The sequence below is a fragment of the Streptomyces sp. NPDC001920 genome, from assembly GCF_053594495.1.
In genome coordinates this window covers 318,119-337,957 of record NZ_JBSFEP010000010.1, presented here as the reverse complement: position 1 = coordinate 337,957, position 19,839 = coordinate 318,119, and the positions used below count along the sequence as shown (strand labels likewise).

At 71.5% G+C, this 19,839-nt stretch carries 19 protein-coding genes; 11 read left to right on the top strand and 8 right to left on the bottom strand.

The window, feature by feature from the left end:
* Positions 1 to 6: 6 nt before the first annotated feature.
* Positions 7 to 1,470, bottom strand: a complete 1,464-nt coding sequence (locus ACWCPI_RS19555) for an exopolysaccharide biosynthesis polyprenyl glycosylphosphotransferase (protein WP_451039290.1) — start codon at positions 1,468 to 1,470, stop codon at positions 7 to 9.
* The gene (locus ACWCPI_RS19550; protein WP_451039289.1) at positions 1,467 to 2,609 is read right to left on the bottom strand and encodes a glycosyltransferase; all 1,143 of its coding nucleotides are present in this window, start codon (positions 2,607 to 2,609) and stop codon (positions 1,467 to 1,469) included. The genes ACWCPI_RS19555 and ACWCPI_RS19550 overlap by 4 nt, the downstream gene beginning before the upstream one ends.
* 424 nt (positions 2,610 to 3,033) lie before the next feature.
* Between ACWCPI_RS19550 and ACWCPI_RS19545 the strand changes: the two genes are divergently transcribed.
* Positions 3,034 to 3,339: a hypothetical protein gene (locus tag ACWCPI_RS19545; protein ID WP_451039314.1), complete on the top strand. Its 306-nt coding sequence runs from the start codon at positions 3,034 to 3,036 to the stop codon at positions 3,337 to 3,339.
* Positions 3,340 to 3,733: 394 nt separating this feature from the next.
* Here the strand turns inward: ACWCPI_RS19545 and ACWCPI_RS19540 are convergent, their stop codons facing one another.
* From ACWCPI_RS19540 to ACWCPI_RS19525, 4 genes are all read right to left on the bottom strand, one after another.
* Positions 3,734 to 4,054: a hypothetical protein gene (locus tag ACWCPI_RS19540; protein ID WP_451039288.1), complete on the bottom strand. Its 321-nt coding sequence runs from the start codon at positions 4,052 to 4,054 to the stop codon at positions 3,734 to 3,736.
* Between the two features lie 61 nt (positions 4,055 to 4,115).
* Positions 4,116 to 4,436 (bottom strand): hypothetical protein, encoded by a 321-nt coding sequence (locus tag ACWCPI_RS19535; protein ID WP_451039287.1) that lies wholly within the window; start codon positions 4,434 to 4,436, stop codon positions 4,116 to 4,118.
* 62 nt (positions 4,437 to 4,498) lie between these two features.
* Complete coding sequence (locus ACWCPI_RS19530; RefSeq protein WP_451039286.1) at positions 4,499 to 4,837, bottom strand: hypothetical protein; 339 nt, start codon at positions 4,835 to 4,837, stop codon at positions 4,499 to 4,501.
* A gap of 397 nt (positions 4,838 to 5,234) precedes the next feature.
* Entirely contained in the window at positions 5,235 to 5,630 is a 396-nt protein-coding gene (locus ACWCPI_RS19525; RefSeq protein WP_388799664.1) for a hypothetical protein, read from the bottom strand.
* Positions 5,631 to 5,877: 247 nt separating this feature from the next.
* On the opposite strand from ACWCPI_RS19525, the gene ACWCPI_RS19520 reads away from it, so the two are divergent.
* The 5 genes from ACWCPI_RS19520 to ACWCPI_RS19500 all read left to right on the top strand — a co-directional run bounded on the left by ACWCPI_RS19520 (position 5,878) and on the right by ACWCPI_RS19500 (position 9,327).
* Entirely contained in the window at positions 5,878 to 6,591 is a 714-nt protein-coding gene (locus ACWCPI_RS19520) for a glycoside hydrolase family 16 protein (RefSeq protein WP_451039285.1), read from the top strand.
* Complete coding sequence (locus tag ACWCPI_RS19515; RefSeq protein ID WP_451039284.1) at positions 6,588 to 7,208, top strand: vitamin K epoxide reductase family protein; 621 nt, start codon at positions 6,588 to 6,590, stop codon at positions 7,206 to 7,208. The genes ACWCPI_RS19520 and ACWCPI_RS19515 overlap by 4 nt, the downstream gene beginning before the upstream one ends.
* Before the next feature lie 108 nt (positions 7,209 to 7,316).
* Positions 7,317 to 7,814, top strand: a complete 498-nt coding sequence (locus tag ACWCPI_RS19510; protein ID WP_451039283.1) for a tyrosinase family oxidase copper chaperone — start codon at positions 7,317 to 7,319, stop codon at positions 7,812 to 7,814.
* Positions 7,798 to 8,658 carry a tyrosinase family protein gene (locus ACWCPI_RS19505; protein WP_451039282.1) on the top strand — a complete coding sequence of 287 codons (861 nt, stop codon included), beginning with the start codon at positions 7,798 to 7,800 and terminating at the stop codon, positions 8,656 to 8,658. Before ACWCPI_RS19510 ends, ACWCPI_RS19505 begins: the two co-directional genes overlap by 17 nt.
* 75 nt (positions 8,659 to 8,733) lie before the next feature.
* Positions 8,734 to 9,327 carry a DUF2087 domain-containing protein gene (locus ACWCPI_RS19500; protein WP_451039281.1) on the top strand — a complete coding sequence of 198 codons (594 nt, stop codon included), beginning with the start codon at positions 8,734 to 8,736 and terminating at the stop codon, positions 9,325 to 9,327.
* Positions 9,328 to 9,341: 14 nt separating this feature from the next.
* Here ACWCPI_RS19500 and ACWCPI_RS19495 read toward each other — a convergent pair whose 3' ends face one another.
* Positions 9,342 to 10,301, bottom strand: a complete 960-nt coding sequence (locus ACWCPI_RS19495) for a D-2-hydroxyacid dehydrogenase family protein (protein WP_451039280.1) — start codon at positions 10,299 to 10,301, stop codon at positions 9,342 to 9,344.
* 199 nt (positions 10,302 to 10,500) lie between these two features.
* Between ACWCPI_RS19495 and ACWCPI_RS19490 the strand changes: the two genes are divergently transcribed.
* Positions 10,501 to 11,265: an SDR family NAD(P)-dependent oxidoreductase gene (locus tag ACWCPI_RS19490; RefSeq protein WP_451039279.1), complete on the top strand. Its 765-nt coding sequence runs from the start codon at positions 10,501 to 10,503 to the stop codon at positions 11,263 to 11,265.
* A 39-nt stretch (positions 11,266 to 11,304) separates the two neighbouring features.
* Here the strand turns inward: ACWCPI_RS19490 and ACWCPI_RS19485 are convergent, their stop codons facing one another.
* Entirely contained in the window at positions 11,305 to 12,285 is a 981-nt protein-coding gene (locus ACWCPI_RS19485; RefSeq protein WP_451039278.1) for a LuxR C-terminal-related transcriptional regulator, read from the bottom strand.
* A 268-nt stretch (positions 12,286 to 12,553) separates the two neighbouring features.
* Between ACWCPI_RS19485 and ACWCPI_RS19480 the strand changes: the two genes are divergently transcribed.
* The 4 genes from ACWCPI_RS19480 to ACWCPI_RS19465 all read left to right on the top strand — a co-directional run.
* Positions 12,554 to 12,895 (top strand): hypothetical protein, encoded by a 342-nt coding sequence (locus tag ACWCPI_RS19480; protein WP_451039277.1) that lies wholly within the window; start codon positions 12,554 to 12,556, stop codon positions 12,893 to 12,895.
* A gap of 430 nt (positions 12,896 to 13,325) precedes the next feature.
* On the top strand, positions 13,326 to 13,499 hold the full coding sequence (locus ACWCPI_RS19475; protein ID WP_451039276.1) for a hypothetical protein: 174 nt from the start codon (positions 13,326 to 13,328) through the stop codon (positions 13,497 to 13,499).
* A gap of 88 nt (positions 13,500 to 13,587) precedes the next feature.
* Positions 13,588 to 13,827, top strand: coding sequence for an MbtH family protein (locus ACWCPI_RS19470; protein WP_451039275.1), 240 nt, complete (start codon positions 13,588 to 13,590; stop codon positions 13,825 to 13,827).
* Positions 13,824 to 19,839: amino acid adenylation domain-containing protein (locus ACWCPI_RS19465; RefSeq protein WP_451039274.1), on the top strand; the 6,016-nt coding region annotated here is incomplete at its 3' end. The genes ACWCPI_RS19470 and ACWCPI_RS19465, both read left to right, overlap by 4 nt.

The following is a 19,839-nucleotide window of genomic DNA, read 5'->3' as shown; positions in this document are numbered from 1 at the left end:
CGGCGCTCAGCTCCCCGTCGGCCGTACGACCTGGGCCACCGTGCGCAGCAGGATGCAGACGTCCTGCCACAGCGACCAGGTGTCGATGTAGGTGTTGTCGTAGCGGCACCGGTCCTCGATCGATGTGTCACCGCGCAGCCCGTGGATCTGGGCGAGTCCGGTGATCCCGGTCCGCATCCGGTGCCGGTCCGGATAGCCCGGGTAGGCCTGGCTGAACCGGGCCACGAAGTAGGGACGTTCGGGCCGGGGCCCGACCAGGCTCATGTCGCCGCGGAAGACGTTCCACAGCTGCAGCAGCTCGTCCAGCGAGGTGCGGCGCAGGAAATGACAGAAGCGGCTCATGTCCTGCTCGTTCGCCACGCTCCAACGGGTCGCCGCCTCGTGCGCGCTGGCGGGCCGGTGGGTGCGCAGCTTCAGCATCGTGAACGGCCGTCCGTCCTTGCCGATCCGCTCCTGCCGGAACACCACCCCCGGCCCGTCCGTGACCCGCAGCAGCAGCGCGCACACCGCGAGCACCGGGCCGGCCAGCACCAGCAGCGCTCCCGAGAGCACCACGTCGAGCGCCCGCTTGCCCGCCCCGCCCCGCCGCCCGTCGCACGCAACCAGCAACCTGCGCGAGAACCCGGCCAGTTGCGTCCCCCGGCCCGGCGACCCGCCGAGACCGTACGCCGGTACGTCCGCGTCCAGCTCCCACACCGCGCACCCGTGGGCGGCGAGTCCCCGCAGCACGTCGGCCTTCTCCACCCGGGTGGCGGCCCCGACGACGAGCACCGTCCCGACACCGTTCTGGATGACCGCCCGGCGGGCCTGGAGCTCCGTGGCCAGCACCGGCAGGCCGGGCTCGTCGCCGGCGTCGCCGAGCGCCTCCGGGCCGTCGGCGAGAAGTCCCACCGGCCGTACTCCGCAGTCCGGTTGACGCAGCAGCGCCCCCGCGACCCGCCGGGCCGTGGCGACCGGGCCGACGACCAGGGCGGGCGAGGGCCGGCGCCGCAGAGCCCGGCGGCGGTGCCCGTGCACCACCGCGCGCCCCGCGCCGGCCACCGCGCAGTGCACGGCGACCGCGGCGGCCAGCACCGCCATCGGCAGCGCCCGCAGCGGGGAGAGCGTCACGGCGAACGCCCAGCCGACGGCGACCCGGCCGCACACGGCGGGCAGTTCGTCGAGCGCGCCGGGGACGACGCGGGTGTCGTACAGCGAGGCGCGCCGGTTCAGGGCGATCACACCGAGGGCCAGCAGGACGAGGACCAGCGCGGACCGGTGCGGCGCGGGCACGACGAGGGCGGCCGACAGGGCGGCGCCGCCGTCGACGGCCCACAGCAATGCCCCGGACGCCCGCCGCGGACGGCGAGGTCCCCGCGCGGCGGGGTCCCTCCGTCCGGCCAGGTGGCCGCGCGGGCCGAGAACAAAGACGGCACCTTCGGGCACCCCGTGCTGCCCCGCGGGCGAGGCAACGGTGCTTTCCGCTGTCATGTGGTGATGCACTTCCTGCCCTCGCTAAGTCCGACGACCGGCGCGGCGGCGACGCCGAGCAGTTCGCGGTACAGGTCGGTCACTGCGTCCGTGACGTGCCGCAGGTCGTGGGCGTCGAGCATGTGCGCGCGGCCCCGGGCGCCCAGCGACGTGCGCAGCGGCTCGTCCCGCAGCAGTGCCGTGAGCGCACCGGCCAGCGCGGCGGGGTCCTCCGGCGGCACCAGGCAGGACGGCGCGTGACCGGGGGGAAGGCTCTCGCGCGCCCCGTCCACGTCCGTGACGACGACCGGCCGGGCACACGCCATGGCCTCCAGCGGAGCGAGCGCCATGCCCTCCCAGCGGGACGGCAGCACCACGACGTCGGCGGCCCGGTACCAGGGGGCGGTGTCGGAGGTGGCACCGGCGAACTCCACCGACGCGGGCGCACCGCTGCGCAGCCGCTCCCCGTCGGGACCGTCGCCGACCAGCACCAGGCGCGCGCCGGGCACCCGCCGCACCACCTCCGGCCAGGCCGCGAGGAGCACGTCCTGTCCCTTCTGACGGCACAGCCGGCCCACGCACACCACGAGCGGCCCTGCCCCGGAGCGCACACCGCTCCCGTCCGGCCGGAACCTGCCGGTGTCCACACCGTTGGGCACCACCCGCCAGGCGGCGGCGATCCCGTATCGCTCCCCGGTACGCCGCTCGGCCTCGCTCACGCAGACCACGCGCGCCGCCCACCGCGCCCCGAACCGCTCCCAGCCCAACGCCAGCCGCGCGAGAGGGCCCTCGGCGGCCTCGAACGACCAGGCGTGCGGCTGGAACACCGTCGGCAGTCCGCCGCGCACCGCGAGCCGGGCCGCGAGCCCCGCCTTCGCGCTGTGCGCGTGCACCAGGTCCGGCCGCACCTCGCGTACCAGCCGCCCCAACCGGCCTACCTCACGGGGGAGTCGGGGCCCAGGGCTGCGGGTGGCGTCCCAGCGGAGCACCGTGCAGCCGAGCGCACGCAGCGCGCCCGCCAGCGCACCGCCCTCGGGACAGGCCACCGTCACCCGCAGACCCGCGGCGAGCTGTGCCGCCGCCAGGTCGGTCACGACCCGTGCGACTCCGCCCTCGACGGGCTGGGCGACATGCAGGATGTGCGGCGCGGTGATGCGCATGACCGAGGCTGCCCTTCCGAGGAAAAGAGTCCGAACCAGCGACACGATGTGTGGCTCGCGTTCCCGACGTAAGATCCCGCGTCTGTTCGAGAGGGTCTGTGCTGCAACCGGCGTCCTGGATTCGGGGGGTGAGCGGCACCTGCCACGTTTTTATATTTATCTGCCAACCCGTCAGTCGGGTAGGAATGGCGGCGCTTTGCGAGGGGTTTCTCGCATGGATCACCCGTTCGGAGTCGGGCTACCGCTTCCGCCGACGGGTCTTTTCGTATGAGTTCCTGGAACTTGGCGGCGGCAGAGTTTCCACAGAGGGCCCGTGTCGTTAGCCCAGGAGAACCGAGACCGACTCACTCGCCCGTCCTGCGGAGTCAAATCCCCTGGCACGTATGCGAGTTACGGAAGACGAGTTTCCAGGAAAGGGAACATGATGAAGAAGCTGAAGGCTGCCGCCGTCGTCGCGGGCTCCCTCGCCGTTGCCGGTGTCGCAGGTCCCGCCGCCGCGGTGGACATGCCGGCGCAGGGCCTGGTCGACAACGGGAAGACGGTGGCCCGCAGCCTCCCCTCGGCCGCCAAGCTGCCGACGGGCTACGTGGGCAGCAACGTCAAGCGCACGGCGGACGGTGTGAAGCAGGGCGTGAAGCGGTCGAGCGTGGTGAAGACCCCCGTCTTCGGCGGCACCCTGCCGAACCCCGTCGACGGCCAGCTGCTCGGTGGACTGCCGATCAGCAAGTAGGCGATCAGGCAGGCGATTCGTTCTTCGACTTCGTCGCCCATCGGCTCGACGTTCCGGGCCGGCTCCGCATCGAGCGGGGCCGGCCCTTCGGCGTGCGGGGCGGCCGGTTTACGGCTCGGCCGATGACCTTGTTGCCGTTCGCCATATTGTCTTCGCCCGTTGGGCCGAACGAATGGTTCGGGGTGACCATGGGCGGAGCACGGCCGTTGGACCATGTGAGTGGGCGCTCTTTCCTCCTTGCCGGCGCTCTGACAGTGGGCCCCGTCCGCGCTTTACGCGGACGGGGCCCACTGTCTTCCCATGCGGCGCGACGGATGGTCATGGATCACGGCGGCACTAAAAAACGATGGCGGCCCGCCGGATATCCGGCGGGCCGCCATCGACGGGATACCGCTCAGAACAGCAGGCCGCCGATGTACGGGGCGTTCTGCTGCTGGTTGACCGTGGCCGTGTCGCAGGCGGCGTAGTGCGAGTTCGGCGCGGCGACGCCACCGAGGACGGCACCGTTGGACCACGGGGCCAGGCAGCGGGCGTCGAGGACCGCGCCGTTGACGACGGCGATGCCCTGCTGCGGTTCGTTCACGACGACCGGGGCCGACGAGAAGCCGCTGCCGCCCTTGACGGTGGTGGTGTCACTGTCGGCGGCGGCGGTGCCGCCGGCCGCGAGGACAATGCCCGCGGCGATGGCGGAAATGGCCGTGACCTTGTTGCGCATGAGCTGAGCCTTTCCGGGCTGCGTGTGGGGTTTACCTGCACCGAGTCACTCGGAGCAGGAGTCAGAACAGCAGGCCGCCCTTGTACGCGGCGTTCTGCTGCTGGTTGATCGTGGCCGTGTTGCACGCGGCGTAGTGCGAGTTCGGCGCGACGACACCGGCAAGGACGGCACCGTTCGACCACGGGGCGGCGCAGCGCAGGTCGACGACCGTGCCGTTGGCCACGAGGAGCCCCTGCTGGGGAGCGTTCACGACGACCGGGGACTGCGAGAAACCGCTGCCGCCCTTGACGGTCGTCGTGTTGTTGTCCGCGGCGGCGGTGCCGCCGGCCGCGAGGGCGATGCCGGCCGCCAGGGCGGAAATGGCCGTAACCTTCTTCAGCATGAGTTGCGCCTTTCCGGGCTGCGTTGGGGGAATAACCTGCTGGTAACCGCTGCGAGCAGGCGTCAGAACAGCAGGCCGCCGGCGTACGGGGCGTTCTGCTGCTGGTTGACCGTGGCCGTGTTGCAGGCGGCGTAGTGCGAGTTCGGCGCGGGGACGCCACCGAGGACGGCACCGTTGGACCACGGGGCGAGGCAGCGAGCATCGACCAGGCTGCCGTTGAGGACCAGTACGCCCTGCTGGGGCTCGTTCACGACGACCGGCGCCGACGAGAAACCGCTGCCACCCTTGACGGTGGTGTGGTTGCCGTTGGTGCCGTTGTAACCACCGGCGGAGGCGATACCGGCGGAGCCGACGACGGTGCTGAGGGCGAGGGCCGTGATGACCGCGAACTTCTTGGGCAACTCGGTTCCTTCCTGAATTCACGGTTGCGCACGCTTACGAAAAGGAAACCCGTATATGCACGCATAAGTCACGGCGGGAACAATCAAACGGGGGCAGATTCCATCGGATGGCGCAATGCAACGTGCCGGTCGAAGGAACCGGCTTTAGCTTGATTCACGGAGTGGGTACCGGACGCAGGGCCGGAGCCGAGTTTTTTCGGAATCCGTGCCTTGTTGCCCGAAAATCCCGGCCGGTGGGCCGGACGGAGTCGGTGGAACGGCCGCCGACGTGCCTCCGGCCCACCGGTCATGGGACCGGTGGGCCGGAGTGGTGGTGCGTGGGTGCCGAGAACCGGATCAGAGTCTCAGAATTCCGGCGCCGGGGACAGCCAGGGACTCGTAAACGGTTGCCGGGTCGTCACTTGGGGAGGAAGGTGCCCAGCCCGGCGGCGGTCGGCGCGTGCAGCGGGTGGACCTGGACCGAGCCGGTCCCGGCCGGGTTCTTCACCGGAATCGTGGGCCGCTTGGCGGCCTTCGGGTCCATTCCGTCCAGGTAAATGCCGGACGAACCGACCGAGCCGGGCTTCTTGTCAAAAGCACTGCCCTTCGTGACCCCGCCGTCGCGCGCCAACCGGGTGACGGCGTCGGCCGCCGGCACGATCGCCGGGCTCACCTTGGTCGGGGACACGAGACCCCCGAGAGAACTGGTGGAGGCGCCCGATCCCCCGGAGGCGGCCGACGCCGCGGCGGCGGAGCCACCCACAAGACCCGCACCGATGGCCAACGCCGCAGTGGTGAAAACTGCCTTCTTCATGATTCACCTCGCTTGAAAAGTACCTCTGATCCGACGGTTGGAGAACATAGCAGCCCAAGGGTCATGCAAAAGCGGCGCGCTGCTCCATACGTGTGAATGTCGCGGGGGTGAAGAATGGAATGCGCAGAGGCATTCGGATGGATGACATCTGGTCGGCGAATCAATTGATCGTATGGTGCTCCCGGCGTGTTTCGAGCGTCTGCGCGAACCGAATGGAGAATGGGGCAGGTGGCCTACCCTCGCCGCCATGACCATCGACACCGCCACGTTCACGCCGACCTGGTCGGAGGAGTTCGACGCCCCGATCGCCTGGGGCGCCAAGTGGGTCGGCGACCGATCGAGCGCCTATCGCCACTGCGATCACAACCCCGACGACAACAAGCTCGACTGGCTGAGCCCGAGCTGTGTGACCGTCTCGGGCGGCACGGCCACCTTCACCGCGACACCGGCCGACCGCATCCTGGAGAACGGTCTGCGGGCCTGGCACACCGGGCTGCTCACCACCGAGTACTCCGAGGAGGGCTTCCGGGTCCGCACCGGCGACTACGTCGAGACCCGCGTCCAGCTCCCTTCCCGGGCCGGAGCCTGGCCGGCGCTGTGGACCTGGAAGGACGGCCGGAACGAGGTCGACTGCTTCGAGTACCACCCGGACAACCCGAACCTGCTGGAGCTGTCCAACCACGTCAACTGCTCCTCGGCCTACCACACCGACGCCGACGCGATCGCCCCCGGCCGCTGGGTGACCGTCGGCACCCGCTACGGCGCGCGCTGCGTCGAGTGGTACGTCAACGGCGACCGGGTCTTCCGTGACGGCACCGGCGTCGGTGACGACTGGTCGGCGTATCTGATCCTGAACCTGTCCGTGTGCGCCGGGCAGTACCACCCGGCCCCCAGCGGCCCGGCGCCGATCACCTTCGCCGTCGACCACCTGCGTGTCTATCGCGGGGCCCCGCGGTGGTGACCCCCGCGCCCGGCTCCGGCGTCACCTCCGCCGGGCCCCGGTCGGTGGGCGCCGGCCGCGCCTTCGCGGTGCTGCTGGTGATCACCGGGGCGGCCGGGCTGCTGGCCTCGTGGGTCATCACGCTGGACAAGTTCAAACTGCTCGAGGACCCGGACTTCACCCCCGGCTGCAGCCTGAACCCCGTGCTGTCCTGCGGGAGTGTGATGGAGAGCGACCAGGCCTCGGCGTTCGGGTTCCCCAACCCGATGCTGGGGCTGGTGACCTACGGCATCGTGGTCTGCGCAGGCATGGGCCTGCTGGCCGGGGCGGCGTTCCCGCGGTGGTACTGGCTCACCTTCGAGGCCGGATGCGTCTTCGGGATCGGGTTCGTGTCCTGGCTGCAGTTCGAGTCGCTGTACCGGATCAACGCCCTGTGCCTGTGGTGCTGTCTGGCCTGGCTCGCGACGATCGTGCTGTTCTGGTACCTGACGTCGTTCGTCGTGCGGACCGGCTTCGTGCCCGCGCCGGAGCCGGTGCGGACCTTCTTCGCGGAGTTCACCTGGCTCCTGGTGCTGCTGCACATCGGGATCGTCGGAATGCTGATCCTGACCCGTTGGTGGGACTTCTGGACGAGCTGACCACGCGGGAGCGACGGGCGACACCTCCGTATGGGCGCCTCGGTGGTGACCCCGAGCGGGCGTGAACGGTTACTCGTACGAACAGCCGAACCGTACGAGGAGTGAGCGATGGCCGTCAGCGCAGACGGGATCCCGGTGGGTGCGGTCCAAGGGGCGGTCACGCCGGTGGGCCGTGAGCCCAGGCGGCGGACACGGCGGGAGATGGCGCGGTTGCTGCTCGCCTCGTCCGCCGTGGCGCTCACACCGGTGCTGGCCGCCTCCCGGCCCTCACGGTCCGCGGACGGGCAGCCGGAGACCGACATGCCCTTCGACGAGACCTACCGCGGCCGTCACATCCAGGGCGCCCCGCTTCCCCTGGAAGGGCTCAGCGCCCTCGGCACCCCGTGGCGCGTCACCGTCGACGGCAACCCGCTGCACCTGATGCGCCGTGCCGACGGCAGCTGGCTGAGCATGCTCGACCACTACAGCTGGTACCGGACGCCGCTGGAGGCGACCCGTGCCGCCGTCGACGAACTCGGTCCCAGCCGGCGACTGCGGGACCTCGCCCCGGGGCCGTTCGGCGGCGGACACCGGCACGGGGAGGCAGCTCATGGTGTACGTGCGTAAGAACGTGACCAGGCTGACGGCCACCGAACGGCGGCGGTTCGTCGAGGCGTTGCTGGAGGTCAAACGGCGGGGTGAGTACGACGAGTTCGTACGGCTGCACATCGCGCACTTCGTCGGCGACGGCGACCGCGGCCTGCGGGCCGCCCATATGGCCCCCTCCTTCCTGCCCTGGCACCGGCAGTTCCTGCTGGACCTGGAGAGCGCCCTGCGCAGCGTCGACGACTCGGTGACGATTCCGTACTGGGACTGGACCCGGGACCGTTCCACCACGTCGACGCCGTGGACCGACGACCTGCTCGGCGGCAACGGGCGGCGCGGGGACCGGCAGGTGACGACCGGGCCGTTCGCCTTCACCACGGGCAGATGGACCATCAGGGCGGGCATCACCGACGGCCGGTTCCTCACTCGTGACCTGGGCCGTTCCCGCAACCCGATCGACCTGCCCACCAAGGCCGATCTCGACTGGGCGCTGAGGGACCCCGTGTACGACGTGTCCCCGTGGGACTCGACGGTCTCCAGGGGTTTCCGCAACAAGATGGAGGGGTGGGGCCGCGGCAGGAACCCGTGGCGCAACCACAACCGGGTGCACCGCTGGGTCGGGGGACACATGCTGGGCGGCGCGTCCGTCAACGACCCCGTCTTCTGGCTGCACCACGCCTTCGTGGACATGCAGTGGTCGCGCTGGCAGCGGCGTCACCGCAAGCACCGCTACCTGCCGGCCCGGCCGCCCGGCCGGGACAGCGACCAGTACCGCAGGATCGTCGCCCGGCACGAACGGCTGCCGCCGTGGGACCTGACGCCGGACGACCTGGAGGACGTGTCCGACGTCTATCGGTACGCCTGAGGCCGCCCCCTGCGGCAGCCGCGCCCGTGGAAAAATCGCTCAGCTCCGCGAGGTGACGTCCACTAGCCTCCCGGCATGGCAAACGATCCCACGGAACAACTGGCCCGCCTCTTCGCCGAGGAGAGCAGGGTGCGCGCCTTCGCCGCCGTGGCGCTGGGCGCGGGAAGCGCCGACGAGGTCGCCCGCAAGGCTGGACTGTCCCCGAAGGAGACGGCCGTGGCGCTGCGCCGACTGGGGGACCAGGGCGTGGTGACGGCCGAGGACGGCGGCGAGCTGACCGTGGCGTACGGCCTGTTCAAGGAGTACGCGCGGACGGCGGCGCGGCGCGAGCAGGACTGCGCCGCCGAGAGCCGGGTGTCCGGGGACGAGCGGGCCGACACCGTGCTGCGGACCTTCGTCCGGGACGGGCGGCTGGTACGGCTTCCCGCGCGGTGGGCCCGTAAGAAGCTGGTGCTGCGTCACATCGCCGAGCGGACCTTCGAGCCGGGCGTCGAGTACCCGGAGCGGACCGTCGACGACAAGCTGCGCGCCTGGTGCGAGGAGAGCGACGACATCGACCATGTGACGCTCCGGCGCTATCTGGTCGACCTGCACCATCTGCGCCGGAGCGAGGGCGTCTACCGGCGGCCGGTCGAGGTCGGACACCCCGAGGACGCGGACGTCGCCTGACCGCCGGCCCTCGGTCAGGGCAGTCGCCGTACCGGTGAACCCGCCAGGTACGCCTGGATGTTCTCGACCGCCTGGCCGTAGTAGGTCGCGTAGTTGGCCCGCGAGACGTAACCCAGGTGAGGGGTGGCGAGCAGGCGGGGGGCCGTGCGCATCGGGTGGTCGGCGGGGAGGGGCTCGACGTCGAAGACGTCGACGGCCGCGCCCGCGATGCGGCCCTCACGCAGGACGGCCAGCAGGGCGTCCTGGTCGACGATCGCCGCACGTGAGGTGTTGACCAGGTAGGCGGTCGGCTTGAGGAGGGCCAGTTCGGGCGCGCCCAGCAGGCCGCGGGTGCGGTCGCTCAGGGCCAGGTGGACGGAGACGAAGTCGCTGTCGGCGAGCAACTCCTCCTTGGACGCGGCCAGATGGACACCGACCTCGTCGGCGTACTCCTTGGTGAGGTTCTGGCTCCAGGCGCTGACGTGCATGCCGAAGGCGAGGCCGACATGTGCGACCCGGCTGCCGATCTTGCCCAGACCGAGCAGGCCGAGGCGGCGGCCGTGCAGATCGGCGCCGACCGTGCTCTGCCACGGACCGCCGCCGCGCAGGGCGTCGTTCTCCTGCACGATGCCCCGGGCGAGGCCGAGCAGCAGGGCCCAGGTGAGTTCGACGGGCGGCGTGGAGGAGCTGGCCGTGCCGCAGACGGTGACGCCGTGCGCCTCGGCGGCGGCGTAGTCGATGACCGAGTTGCGCATGCCGGAGGCGATCAGCAGCTTCAGCCGGGGGAGACGGCCGATCAGGGAGCCGGGGAAAGGGACGCGTTCTCGCAGGGTGACCACGATGTCGAAGTCGGCGAGTGCCGCGGCCAGGGTGTCCTCGTCGGGCAGGTGGGTGGTGAACGGGACGACCTCCACGTCGTCCGCGAGCGGTGACCAGTCGGCGACCTCGGTCGCCGCGTTCTGGAAGTCGTCGAGCACAGCACAGCGCAACCGCACGGGGGTTCCTTTCCAAGGCCGGGTTCAAGCGACTGTACGGGCCGCCGCCATCGGCGCCGGGACGCGCGTACGGCCGTGGGCCGGCCGTTGCGTGCGGTGTTCCGCCCCCCCCGTGCGCTCACCGGGTTGTCTCCGCCGTACTTTTCCCGTACGTACTCCTCCTTCGACACACGGGAACGTCGTGGACACGAAACGGGCATTGACAAACAAGATCGCACTCGTCACCGGGGCCGGTCGTGGGATAGGCAGAGCCATCGCGGGACGGCTCGCCGAGGACGGAGCCGTCGTCGGCGTCCACTACGGTCACAGTGAGGCCGCCGCTGTGGAGGTCGTCGCGGAGATACGCAGGAACGGCGGGCGGGCGTTCCCCGTCGGAGCCGAGCTCGGTGTGTCCGGCGACGCCGCGGCCGTCTTCGAGGCCTTCGACGCCGGGGTGCGGGAGGAGGGGGTGGCGGACGACGCGGGCTCGCTCGACATCCTGGTGAACAACGCCGGGGTGAGCGGCTCCGGTCCGGTCGGTGAGGCGGTACCCGAGGTCTTCGACCGGATGATCGCCGTCAACGCCAAGGCACCGTTCTTCCTGGTGCAGAGCGCACTGCCGCGGATGCGCGACGGCGGCCGCATCGTCAACGTCTCGTCGCTCGCCTCCCGGCGGGCGTTTCCCGAGTCCGTCGGGTACGCCATGTCCAAGGGCGCCCTGGACACGATGACCCTGTGTCTGGCCAAGGAACTCGGCGGACGCGGCATCACCGTCAACGCGGTCGGGCCCGGTTTCATCGAGACCGACATGAACGCCCGCCGCAGGACGACGCCGCAGGCGTGTGCCGCGCTGGCCGCGCGGTCCGTCTTCGGCCGGATCGGCAAACCCGCCGACGTGGCGGACGTGGTGGCGTTCCTCGTCTCCGACGACGCGCGGTGGATCACCGGTCAGTGCATCGACGTCAGCGGGGGCACGGATCTGTGACAGCAGGAGTGCGGGCGGCGAGGCCGGCGCCCCGCCTTGTCAGAGCCAGCCCAGGCGTACGGCTTCCACGCCTGCCTGGAAGCGGCTCTGGGCGTTGAGCCTCTTGAGCAGGTCGGCCATGAGCCGGCGGACCGTGCGGATGGAGACACCCAGCTTGCGGGCCACGCCCTCGTCGGTGAGGCCGTCCTCCAGCATCTTCAGGAGCGCCAGGTCGCGCTCGCTGGGCCCTTCGCAGTCGTGCGCCGGAACGTCGCCGAGCGGTGCGGCGCGCTCCCACACGAGGTCGAAGAGCTGGTTGAGCGCCGCGATCACGCTGGAGAGGTGGATGACGAACGCCCCCTCCCGGCTGGCCTCCTGGTTCACCGGGAGAACCGCGACGGAGCGGTCGCACAGGATCAGGCGCATCGGCAGCGACGGCGCGGTCCGCGCCTGGCCTCCGCGGGCCGTGAACCAGGTGGCGTACTCCACCGTGGCGTGGTCGTTGCGCACGCTGTCCAGGTAGACCGTCTGCATGCGCACGCCACGGGTGAGCGTGTCCTCGTCCAAGGGGCGAGCCGCCTCCAGCGCGCCGGGGCTCATCGCGCCGCCGGGCATGAAGGCGCGCACCTCGCCGGTGGCGCTCTGCGCGAGTTCCTGCAGGCGGACACGGACGCTGTCCAGGCCCTCAAGACGTTCCAGGCCCTGCGTCCCCGCGTGGATCCGCAGCGAGGTGTACTCGGCGGTCAGCGCGGCCACCGTCGCCCGGTCCCGGGCGAGCTTCGCGCGCTGCTCGTCGAGTTCGGCCTCCATGCGCTCCAGAAGGGGCTTGAGCTCGACGTCCGGGTTGGCCGTGACGAAGTGTTCGTCGCCGGAGCCGGGGCGCAGCAGGGACAGCTGGGCGAGCCGGTCCAGTGCCGAGCGGACCTCTTCCTCCGCCAGGCCCAGATGCTGCTGTATCGCGTGTATGTCCCAGTCGGGGTGCAGGAGCAGCGCCCGATAGACGTCCTGGTCCTGAGCGGCCAGCCCGACACTTTCCAGCATGACGGTCATCCCCCCGTTTGCCGCGGCGGGCATCCGGCCGCGGTCCTGCGGCATCATACTGACAGGAATGTTCGGATCAACAGAACGTATTCGGTTCCTGCGTCACGGGTGACGACGGATCGCCGTTCCTGGGCCGTGACGGATGCCGGCCGCCCCGGGCGGCGGACGCCCGCAGGGTTGTAACGGTCCAGTGGCAGCTCCATGTCATGTCCGCAAGTGGTCTCGTGCCCCATCGCTCCAAGGGTCCGCAGGTGCGTATGTTCTCCTCATGTATGCCATCAAGGTGGTCCTCCAGCCGGAGCGCGGGGCCTCACGGACTGCTCAGCAGCTCTGTGACCTCGCGTGCGAACGGATCCGGCGCGAGGGACAACCGGGCGTGGAACACGTAAGCCTGGTTCCGGACCCGCCCCTGGTGATGGCCATGACCTTCGTGATGGCCGGCAGCCTGGCCGAGGCAGAGCAACTGGCCGCCGCCGCCTGGGCGGAATGGCATCGTCGAGGTTGCCTCCACGGCTGGAGGTCGACCTCCTGTACGGCGGATCTGGCGCTGGGCGTGTGGGCGGCCCAAGCGCCTTTTCTGTCTGACGGTGGTGCGTTCGGGGCCGACTGAGCTGGCTCCTCGCTGAACTCCCCTCGTTCCGCGCCCGGTTGCGGCGGTGTCTCCGTCCGGGTAAGCGGCGCTTATCTGCCACGCCGTCCGCTGCTCCTGGGGGGCCGATCCGGCCCGCGTCGGCGGACCGTCCGCTCCGCGAGACGGGGCGCCGGCCGTCCAGCTGGACCCGCCGACGCCTTCCTCCCCGCGCTGAGCAGGGAATTCGCCGTCCCCTGCCGATCCGGTGGCGATGGCAGCTGTAGGTCATGTCCTCCTGCTGCCAACCGGGAGCGCTGACACGGCACCTTCACACGGGTCAGGATCTAGCCAGTCGACCGGAAGATGCCTTCGCCGAGAAGACGGATTTCCGGAATGACGCAATCCCCTTCCTGAGATTTCGCGCACCCATCCGCGCTGCTCCGGCACGCCCGAAAACAGTGAGGTCGAGATGAGCCGTTGTATCAAGCAAGCCCTGCGGGTGACGGTCCTTTCCGTGCTTTTCACGCTTCCCGCGATAACCGCCGCGCAGGCGTCCGACGCACCTGCCTCCACGGCCGTCCAGACGGAGACCACGCAGGTCACCGGTGTGGCGGCGCCGCAGGACAACTGGGCGTGGGACTGATTCGGCGGACCCCGCTCGGATCCGTTTCCGCGTAATCGGCCGACGTGCTGCTCATCGAGAAAAGAACCCAGGTAAAGAGTGAGGCGTAATGTCGAATCCGCTCGACGACCCCAATGGCCGCTTCTTCGTGGTGATGAACGCCGAAGGCCAGTATTCGCTGTGGCCCGAGTTCGCTGAGGTGCCGGCCGGTTGGACGATCCGCCACGGTGCGGCCGACCGTTCGTCCTGCATTGATTTCATCAATGTGAACTGGACGGATATGCGACCGCTCAGTCTCGTTTCTCACTTGGCGCGTACCGCGTCGTCCGAAAAGGAATCCGGCCGATGAGCGCAGCGGGCCCCGTCGGCCAACTCGTCTCGCAGGAACGTCTCGACGCCATGTCCCCGGCGAAGCGAGCGCTTCTCGCCAAGCGCCTCGCCCGGCGCGGCAACCGCGTCGCGGACGCCATCGTCCCGGTGCCCCGCGACGGTGAGCTCGCGGTGTCGGCCGCACAGCGCCGACTGTGGTACATGGACCAACTCAGCCCCGGCAGCGCGGTGTTCAACCTGTCCGTGGCGCTGCGCCTCACCGGACCGCTGAAGACGGAGGTGCTGCGGCAGGCCGTACGCCAGGTCTTCGCGCGCCACGAGTCGCTGCGGACCGTGTTCCCGGCCCCGGGCGGCACTCCGGTGCAGCGGATCCTGCCCGAGATCGAGGTCGGCCTGGCCCCCGACCTGGTCGACGACGCCACCGGCGCCGGCCTCGTCGCCGTGCTGGAGGAGGAGGCCGCCAGGCCCTTCTCACTGGAACACGGACCGCTCGCCCGCCTCCGGCTCTTGAAGTGCGGTCCCACCGAGCACGTCCTTCTTCTGGTGATCCACCACAGCGTGTGCGACGGCTGGTCCATGAGCATCGTGATCGACGAGCTGCTGAAGCTCTACGCGGCCGGTGTCCGGGGAAGCGAGGCCGAACTCGCGCCGCTGCGGGTGCAGTACGCCGACTACACGGCGTGGGAGGCGGGGCCGCAGCGCGAGGCCGAACTCGCCCCTCAGCTCGACTACTGGCGGCGGACGCTGCGGGGGGCGCCCGCCGTCACCGACCTTCCGATCGACTGGCCCAGGGCCGCGGTGCAGAGCTTCCGTGGAGCGCTGCACCGGTTCGTGCTGCCCTCGGGAGTCTGGCCGGCGGTGCGGGAACTCGCCCGTGCCGAGCAGGCGACGCCGTTCATGGTGCTGCTCGCCGCCTTCTCCGCGCTGCTGTCCCGCTGCTCGACGCAGGGCGAGATCACGGTGGCGACGCCGGTCGCGAACCGTCCGCAGGACGAGATCCAGAACGTCGTCGGTTTCTTCGCGAACTCCATCGCCCTCAGGGTGGACACCTCCGGCGACCCGACCTTCCGTGAACTGGTCGCCCGCGTCCGCGACACCGCCCAGGAGGGTCTCGCCCGCAGCTCGGTCCCCTTCGACCGGGTCGTCGACGTGGTCGACCCCGCACGCAGTCTGGCGCACGCCCCGATCGCCCAGGTGAGCCTGGCGCTGCTGGACGACCAGGCGATGGACGAGGAGGCCGGCGAGCTGCGGGTCACCACGGTCGACCACCACACCGGCACGGCGAAGTACGACCTGACGATGGAGCTCTGGCCGGACGCCGAGGGTGAACTGCACGGCACCCTGGAATACGCCACCGACCTCTTCTCGGAGACGACCGCGACCGCCCTGGTCTCTCGTCTCGGGACACTGCTCGACCGGCTCGCCCACCAGCCCGGCACCCCCGTCGGACAGGCCCCTCTCCTGTCCGACGACGAGACCCGGGCGATGACGCAGGCCTGGCGGGGCGCCACCGAGCCGCTGCCCTTCGACGGGCGGTGCGTGCACGAGGAGTTCGAGCGGCGGGCGAGCCGTACGCCGGACGCGGCCGCGCTCGTCCGCGAGGAGCGCACCCTGACCTTCGGGGAGCTGGACGGTTGGGCCGACCGGCTCGCACGGTCGCTGCGCGCGGCCGGGGCCGGGCCGGGCGCCCGCGTCGGGCTTCTCCTCGAACCGGGCGTCGACCTCGTCGCCGGTGTGCTCGGCACGCTGAAAGCGGGAGCCGTCTGCGTGCCGGTCGACCCGGCCGGTCCCGTGAGCCGCGTCGCGCGCGTGTGGGACGACGCCGAGGTGTGCGTCGTGCTGACGAGCGAGGGCCACGGCGGCACGCTCGCCGAGGGACGGACGCGGGTCCTGCTGGGGGCGCCCGGTGACGACGGCGCACAGCCGCTCGGCGCCCCTGCCGAGGGCTCGGCGCGGCCTCATCCGCTGAGCGCGAGCTGCATCCTGTACGGCACCGGTGTCACCTCGCGGCCCGAAGGGCTGGTCCTCACCCAGCGCGGTCTGGCCCACTGCGCCGCAAACGGTGCCCCGGAGGGCTTCGACCGCACGGTCGCCGACGCGCTCGGCGCACTGCTCAACGGCCGTACGGCGCACCTCACGAACCAGGCCCTGGAAGGCGCGGCGGCCCCCGGCACCCGCTTCCACGTCCTCGACCCGGTCCTGGCACCCGCCGCCCCCGGCACCGTCGGGGAGCTCTGGCTGGGCGGCGCATGCTTCGCCGGGGGTTACTGGAACCGGCCGGACCTGACGGCGCGGCGGTTCCTGCCCGACCCGTTCTCCGGGTCCCCGGGCGCCCGGCTGCACCGCACCGGCGATCTCGTCCGAGTCGGTCCGGACGGCCGGCCGGAGTACGTCGGACGTGTGGACACACGGGTACGGGTCGGCGGGTACCTCGTGGAACCGGCGGAGGTCGAGGCCGCGCTGGAGCGGCTGCCGGACGTGCACGAGGCAGCGGTGCTGCCACGCACCGACCGGCCCGGCGCGAGCACGCTCGTCGCCTGTGTCGCCGTGCCGGACCCCGTGGCCACCTCCGCCGACGCGCTGCGCACCGCACTCGCACGCGAGCTGCCCGCCCACGCGGTCCCGGAGCAGCTCGTCGTGCTGGACGCCCTGCCGCGCACCTCCCACGGCACCATCGACTGGCCCGCCCTCCCGTGGCCGGGGGACGACGGCGCCGCTGTGGCGGACGGCGGGACGGACCAGCCCGTGACCGCGCTGGAGCGCACCATCGCCGAGGTCTGGGCCCAGGTGCTGGGACTGCCCGAGGTGGGCCGGGACGCCAACTTCCTGGCGCTCGGCGGGCATTCGCTGCTGGCGACCCAGGCCGTGGCCCGGCTGCGGGACGCGCTGTCCCTGGACGTCCCGCTGCGCGTCTTCCTGCGGGCGTCGTCCCTGGCGGACCTCGCGGCACAGATCGAGGGGCTCGGCGGCGAGCAGCAGCGGCCGCGCGTCCTGCCGACGCCGCGCACCACGCCGGCGCCCATGTCGTACGCGCAGGGCAGGCTCTACTTCCTGAGCCGGCTCGCCGAGGACAGCTCCTTCTACAACGTGCCCATCGCGTTGCGGCTGGACGGCGCGCTCGACCGGGCCGCGCTGCGGCAGGCGTTCGAGGCGCTGTGGGCGCGGCACGAGGGGCTGCGGACGTACTTCCCCTCGCTGGACGGGGAGCCGATGCAGGCGATCCTGCCGGCCCGGAAGGTGCCCTTCGAGGAGATCTCGCTGGAGGGCGAGGCGCAACAGCGCAAGGTCTTCGAGGCCCTGGTGGACCGGGAGGCCCGTGCCCCCTTCGACCTGGCCGAGGGGCCCCTGGTACGGGGCAGACTCGTGCGTCTGGCCGCCGACGCGCACGTGCTGTTGCTGACCCTGCACCATGCCGTCTCGGACGGCTGGTCCGTCAACATCCTGCTGGACGAACTCTTCGCCCTGCACCGCGCCTTCAGCAAGGGCGACCCCTCACCGCTGGCCCCCCTGCCGCTCACGTACGTCGACTACACACGCTGGCAGCGTTCGTGGCTGACGGGCCCCGAACTGGACGCACAGCTGGACTACTGGAAGCGGACGCTCGCGGACGTACCCGTGCTCGAACTGCCGACGGACCGGTCGCGGCCCGCGGTGCAGAGCTTCCGGGGCGCACGTCACGAGATGCGCTGGCCGGCCGAGCTGTCGCGGTCCCTCACACTTCTCGCCCAGCGCGAGGGCGTGTCGCTGTTCATGGTGCTGCTCGCCGGGTTCGACGTGCTGATGGCCCGCTCCAGCGGGCAGCCGGACATCACCGTGGGCACGCCGATCGCGGGCCGGACCATGACCGAACTGGAGCCGCTGGTCGGCTTCTTCGCCAACACGCTCGCCCTGCGCGTCGACCTGTCCGGCGACCCGACCTTCACCGAGCTGCTGCGGCGGGTCCGGGAGGCGGCGCACGGGGCGTACACCCACCAGGACGTACCGTTCGAGATGGTGGTCGACGCCGTCGCACCGCAGCGCAGCCTCAGCCACTCGCCGCTGTTCCAGGTCCGCTTCGCGCTGCAGAACCACAACGGCGCACTGCCCGACCCCGGCGCGGGGCTGCGGCTCACCGAACTGGAGGGCGAGCAGCACACCGCGCGCTTCGACCTCGTCGTCGACCTGTGGGAGACCGACGAGGGACTTGAGGGGCATGTCGAGTACAGCACCGACCTGTTCGACGCGGACACCGTCGCGCGTCTGATGGATCGCTTCGAGACGCTCCTGGAGCGGCTCGTGCGCGATCCGCGGCAGCGGGTCCTGGGCGAACTGGACATCCTGCCGGCGGGGGAACGGCGGGGCATCGAGACGCTGACGCGGGGCGCGCGGCTGCCCGAGGGTGCCGAGGCGCGCACGTTCGTGGAGCGTTTCGTCGAGCAGGCCGCCCTGCGTCCGGACGCCCCCGCCGTGACCTGCGGCGAGGTGACGCTGTCGTACGGGGAGCTGCGGCGCCGGTCCGGGGCGCTGGCGCGGGTGCTCGCCACGGCGGGAGTCGGCCCGGGCGCCATGGTGGCCGTGTACCTCGACCGTGGCGTGGAGTTCCTGGTCGCGGCACTGGCGGTGCTGGAGGCGGGCGGTGCGTACGTGCCGCTCGATCCGGCCTATCCGGCCGGGCGCCGGGCCGCGATCGTGGCCGACGCGCGTCCCGCGCTGGTCGTCACCTCGCGTTCGCTGGCCGGTTCGGCTCCCGGAGGGCCGGGCGTGCCGCTCGTCCTGGAGGACGCCGAGGCGCAGGCGTCGGCGTCGGCGTCTACGGAGCCTGCGGCACCGCTGAGGCGGCTGTCGCCGGACATGCCCGCGTACGTCGTGTACACCTCCGGCACCAAGGGCCTGCCGAAGGGCGTCGTGCTGACCCATGGCGGCCTCGCCGCGTACGCGCAGGCGCTGCCGGAGGCCGTGGGGCTGCCCGAGGCGCCGGTGTACCTGCACACCGCGTCCTTCGCCTTCTCCTCGTCCGTACGGCAGTTCGCGGTGCCGCTCGCGCACGGCGGCCGCGTCGTCCTCGCCGATCGCGACCGGATCGCCTCCCCCGAGGCACTGCTGGCATACGCCGCCGAACACGGAGTGCAGGTCCTGGACCTCGTACCGTCCTATCTGCGGGTCGTGCAACCCGCGCTGGCGCGTCACCAGGGGTGGCGGCCCGAGCTCGTGCTCACCGCGAGCGAGCCCCTGCTGTACGACCTGCCCGAGGCGTTGCGGGCCGCGCCCGGTGCCACCCCGCGCCTGGTCAACATGTACGGCCAGACCGAGACGACCGGCATCGTCGCCGCCGCGCCCGTCGGGGACGCGCGCGACGGACGCGGCGCCGTCGTGCCGCTCGGGCGGCCGATCGGGGGCGCCCAGGTGCACGTCCTGGACGAACGGCTCAGACCGGTGCCGCTCGGTCAGCCCGGGGAGATCGCCATCGGCGGACCCGGCCTGGCGCTCGGCTACCTCGGGGACCCCGCGCTCACGGCGGAGCGGTTCGTCGCGAACCCCTTCGGGCCCGAGGGCGGCCGGCTGTACCGCACCGGGGACCGCGGGCGGCTGCTGCCCGACGGCCGGGTGGAGTTCCTCGGCCGCATCGGGGACCAGGTGAAGATCCGGGGTCACCGGGTGGAGCCGCAGGAGGTCTCCGCGGTCCTGTCGGCCTTCGACGCGGTCGCCGAGTGCGCCGTGCTGTGCGTCGAGGACGAGGTGGACGAGCGGCGGCTGGTGGCCCATGTCGCGCTGCGCCCCGGCACGAGCGACACGGCGCAGACCCTGCGGGCCGCTCTGCGCGAGAAGCTGCCGGAGTACATGGTGCCGACCTTGGCCCTGGTCGACGCCCTGCCGCGGCTGCCCAACGGGAAGGTGGACCGCGCGGCGCTCACCGCGCCCGCCCCCGCGCCGGCCGGCGAGCGGCACGAGCGGCCGCACAGCCGTGTGGAGGAGACGCTGGCGGGGATCTGGCGGGAGGTGTTGCGGCTGCCGGAGGTGGGGGTCGAGGACGACTTCTTCGCGTTGGGTGGTG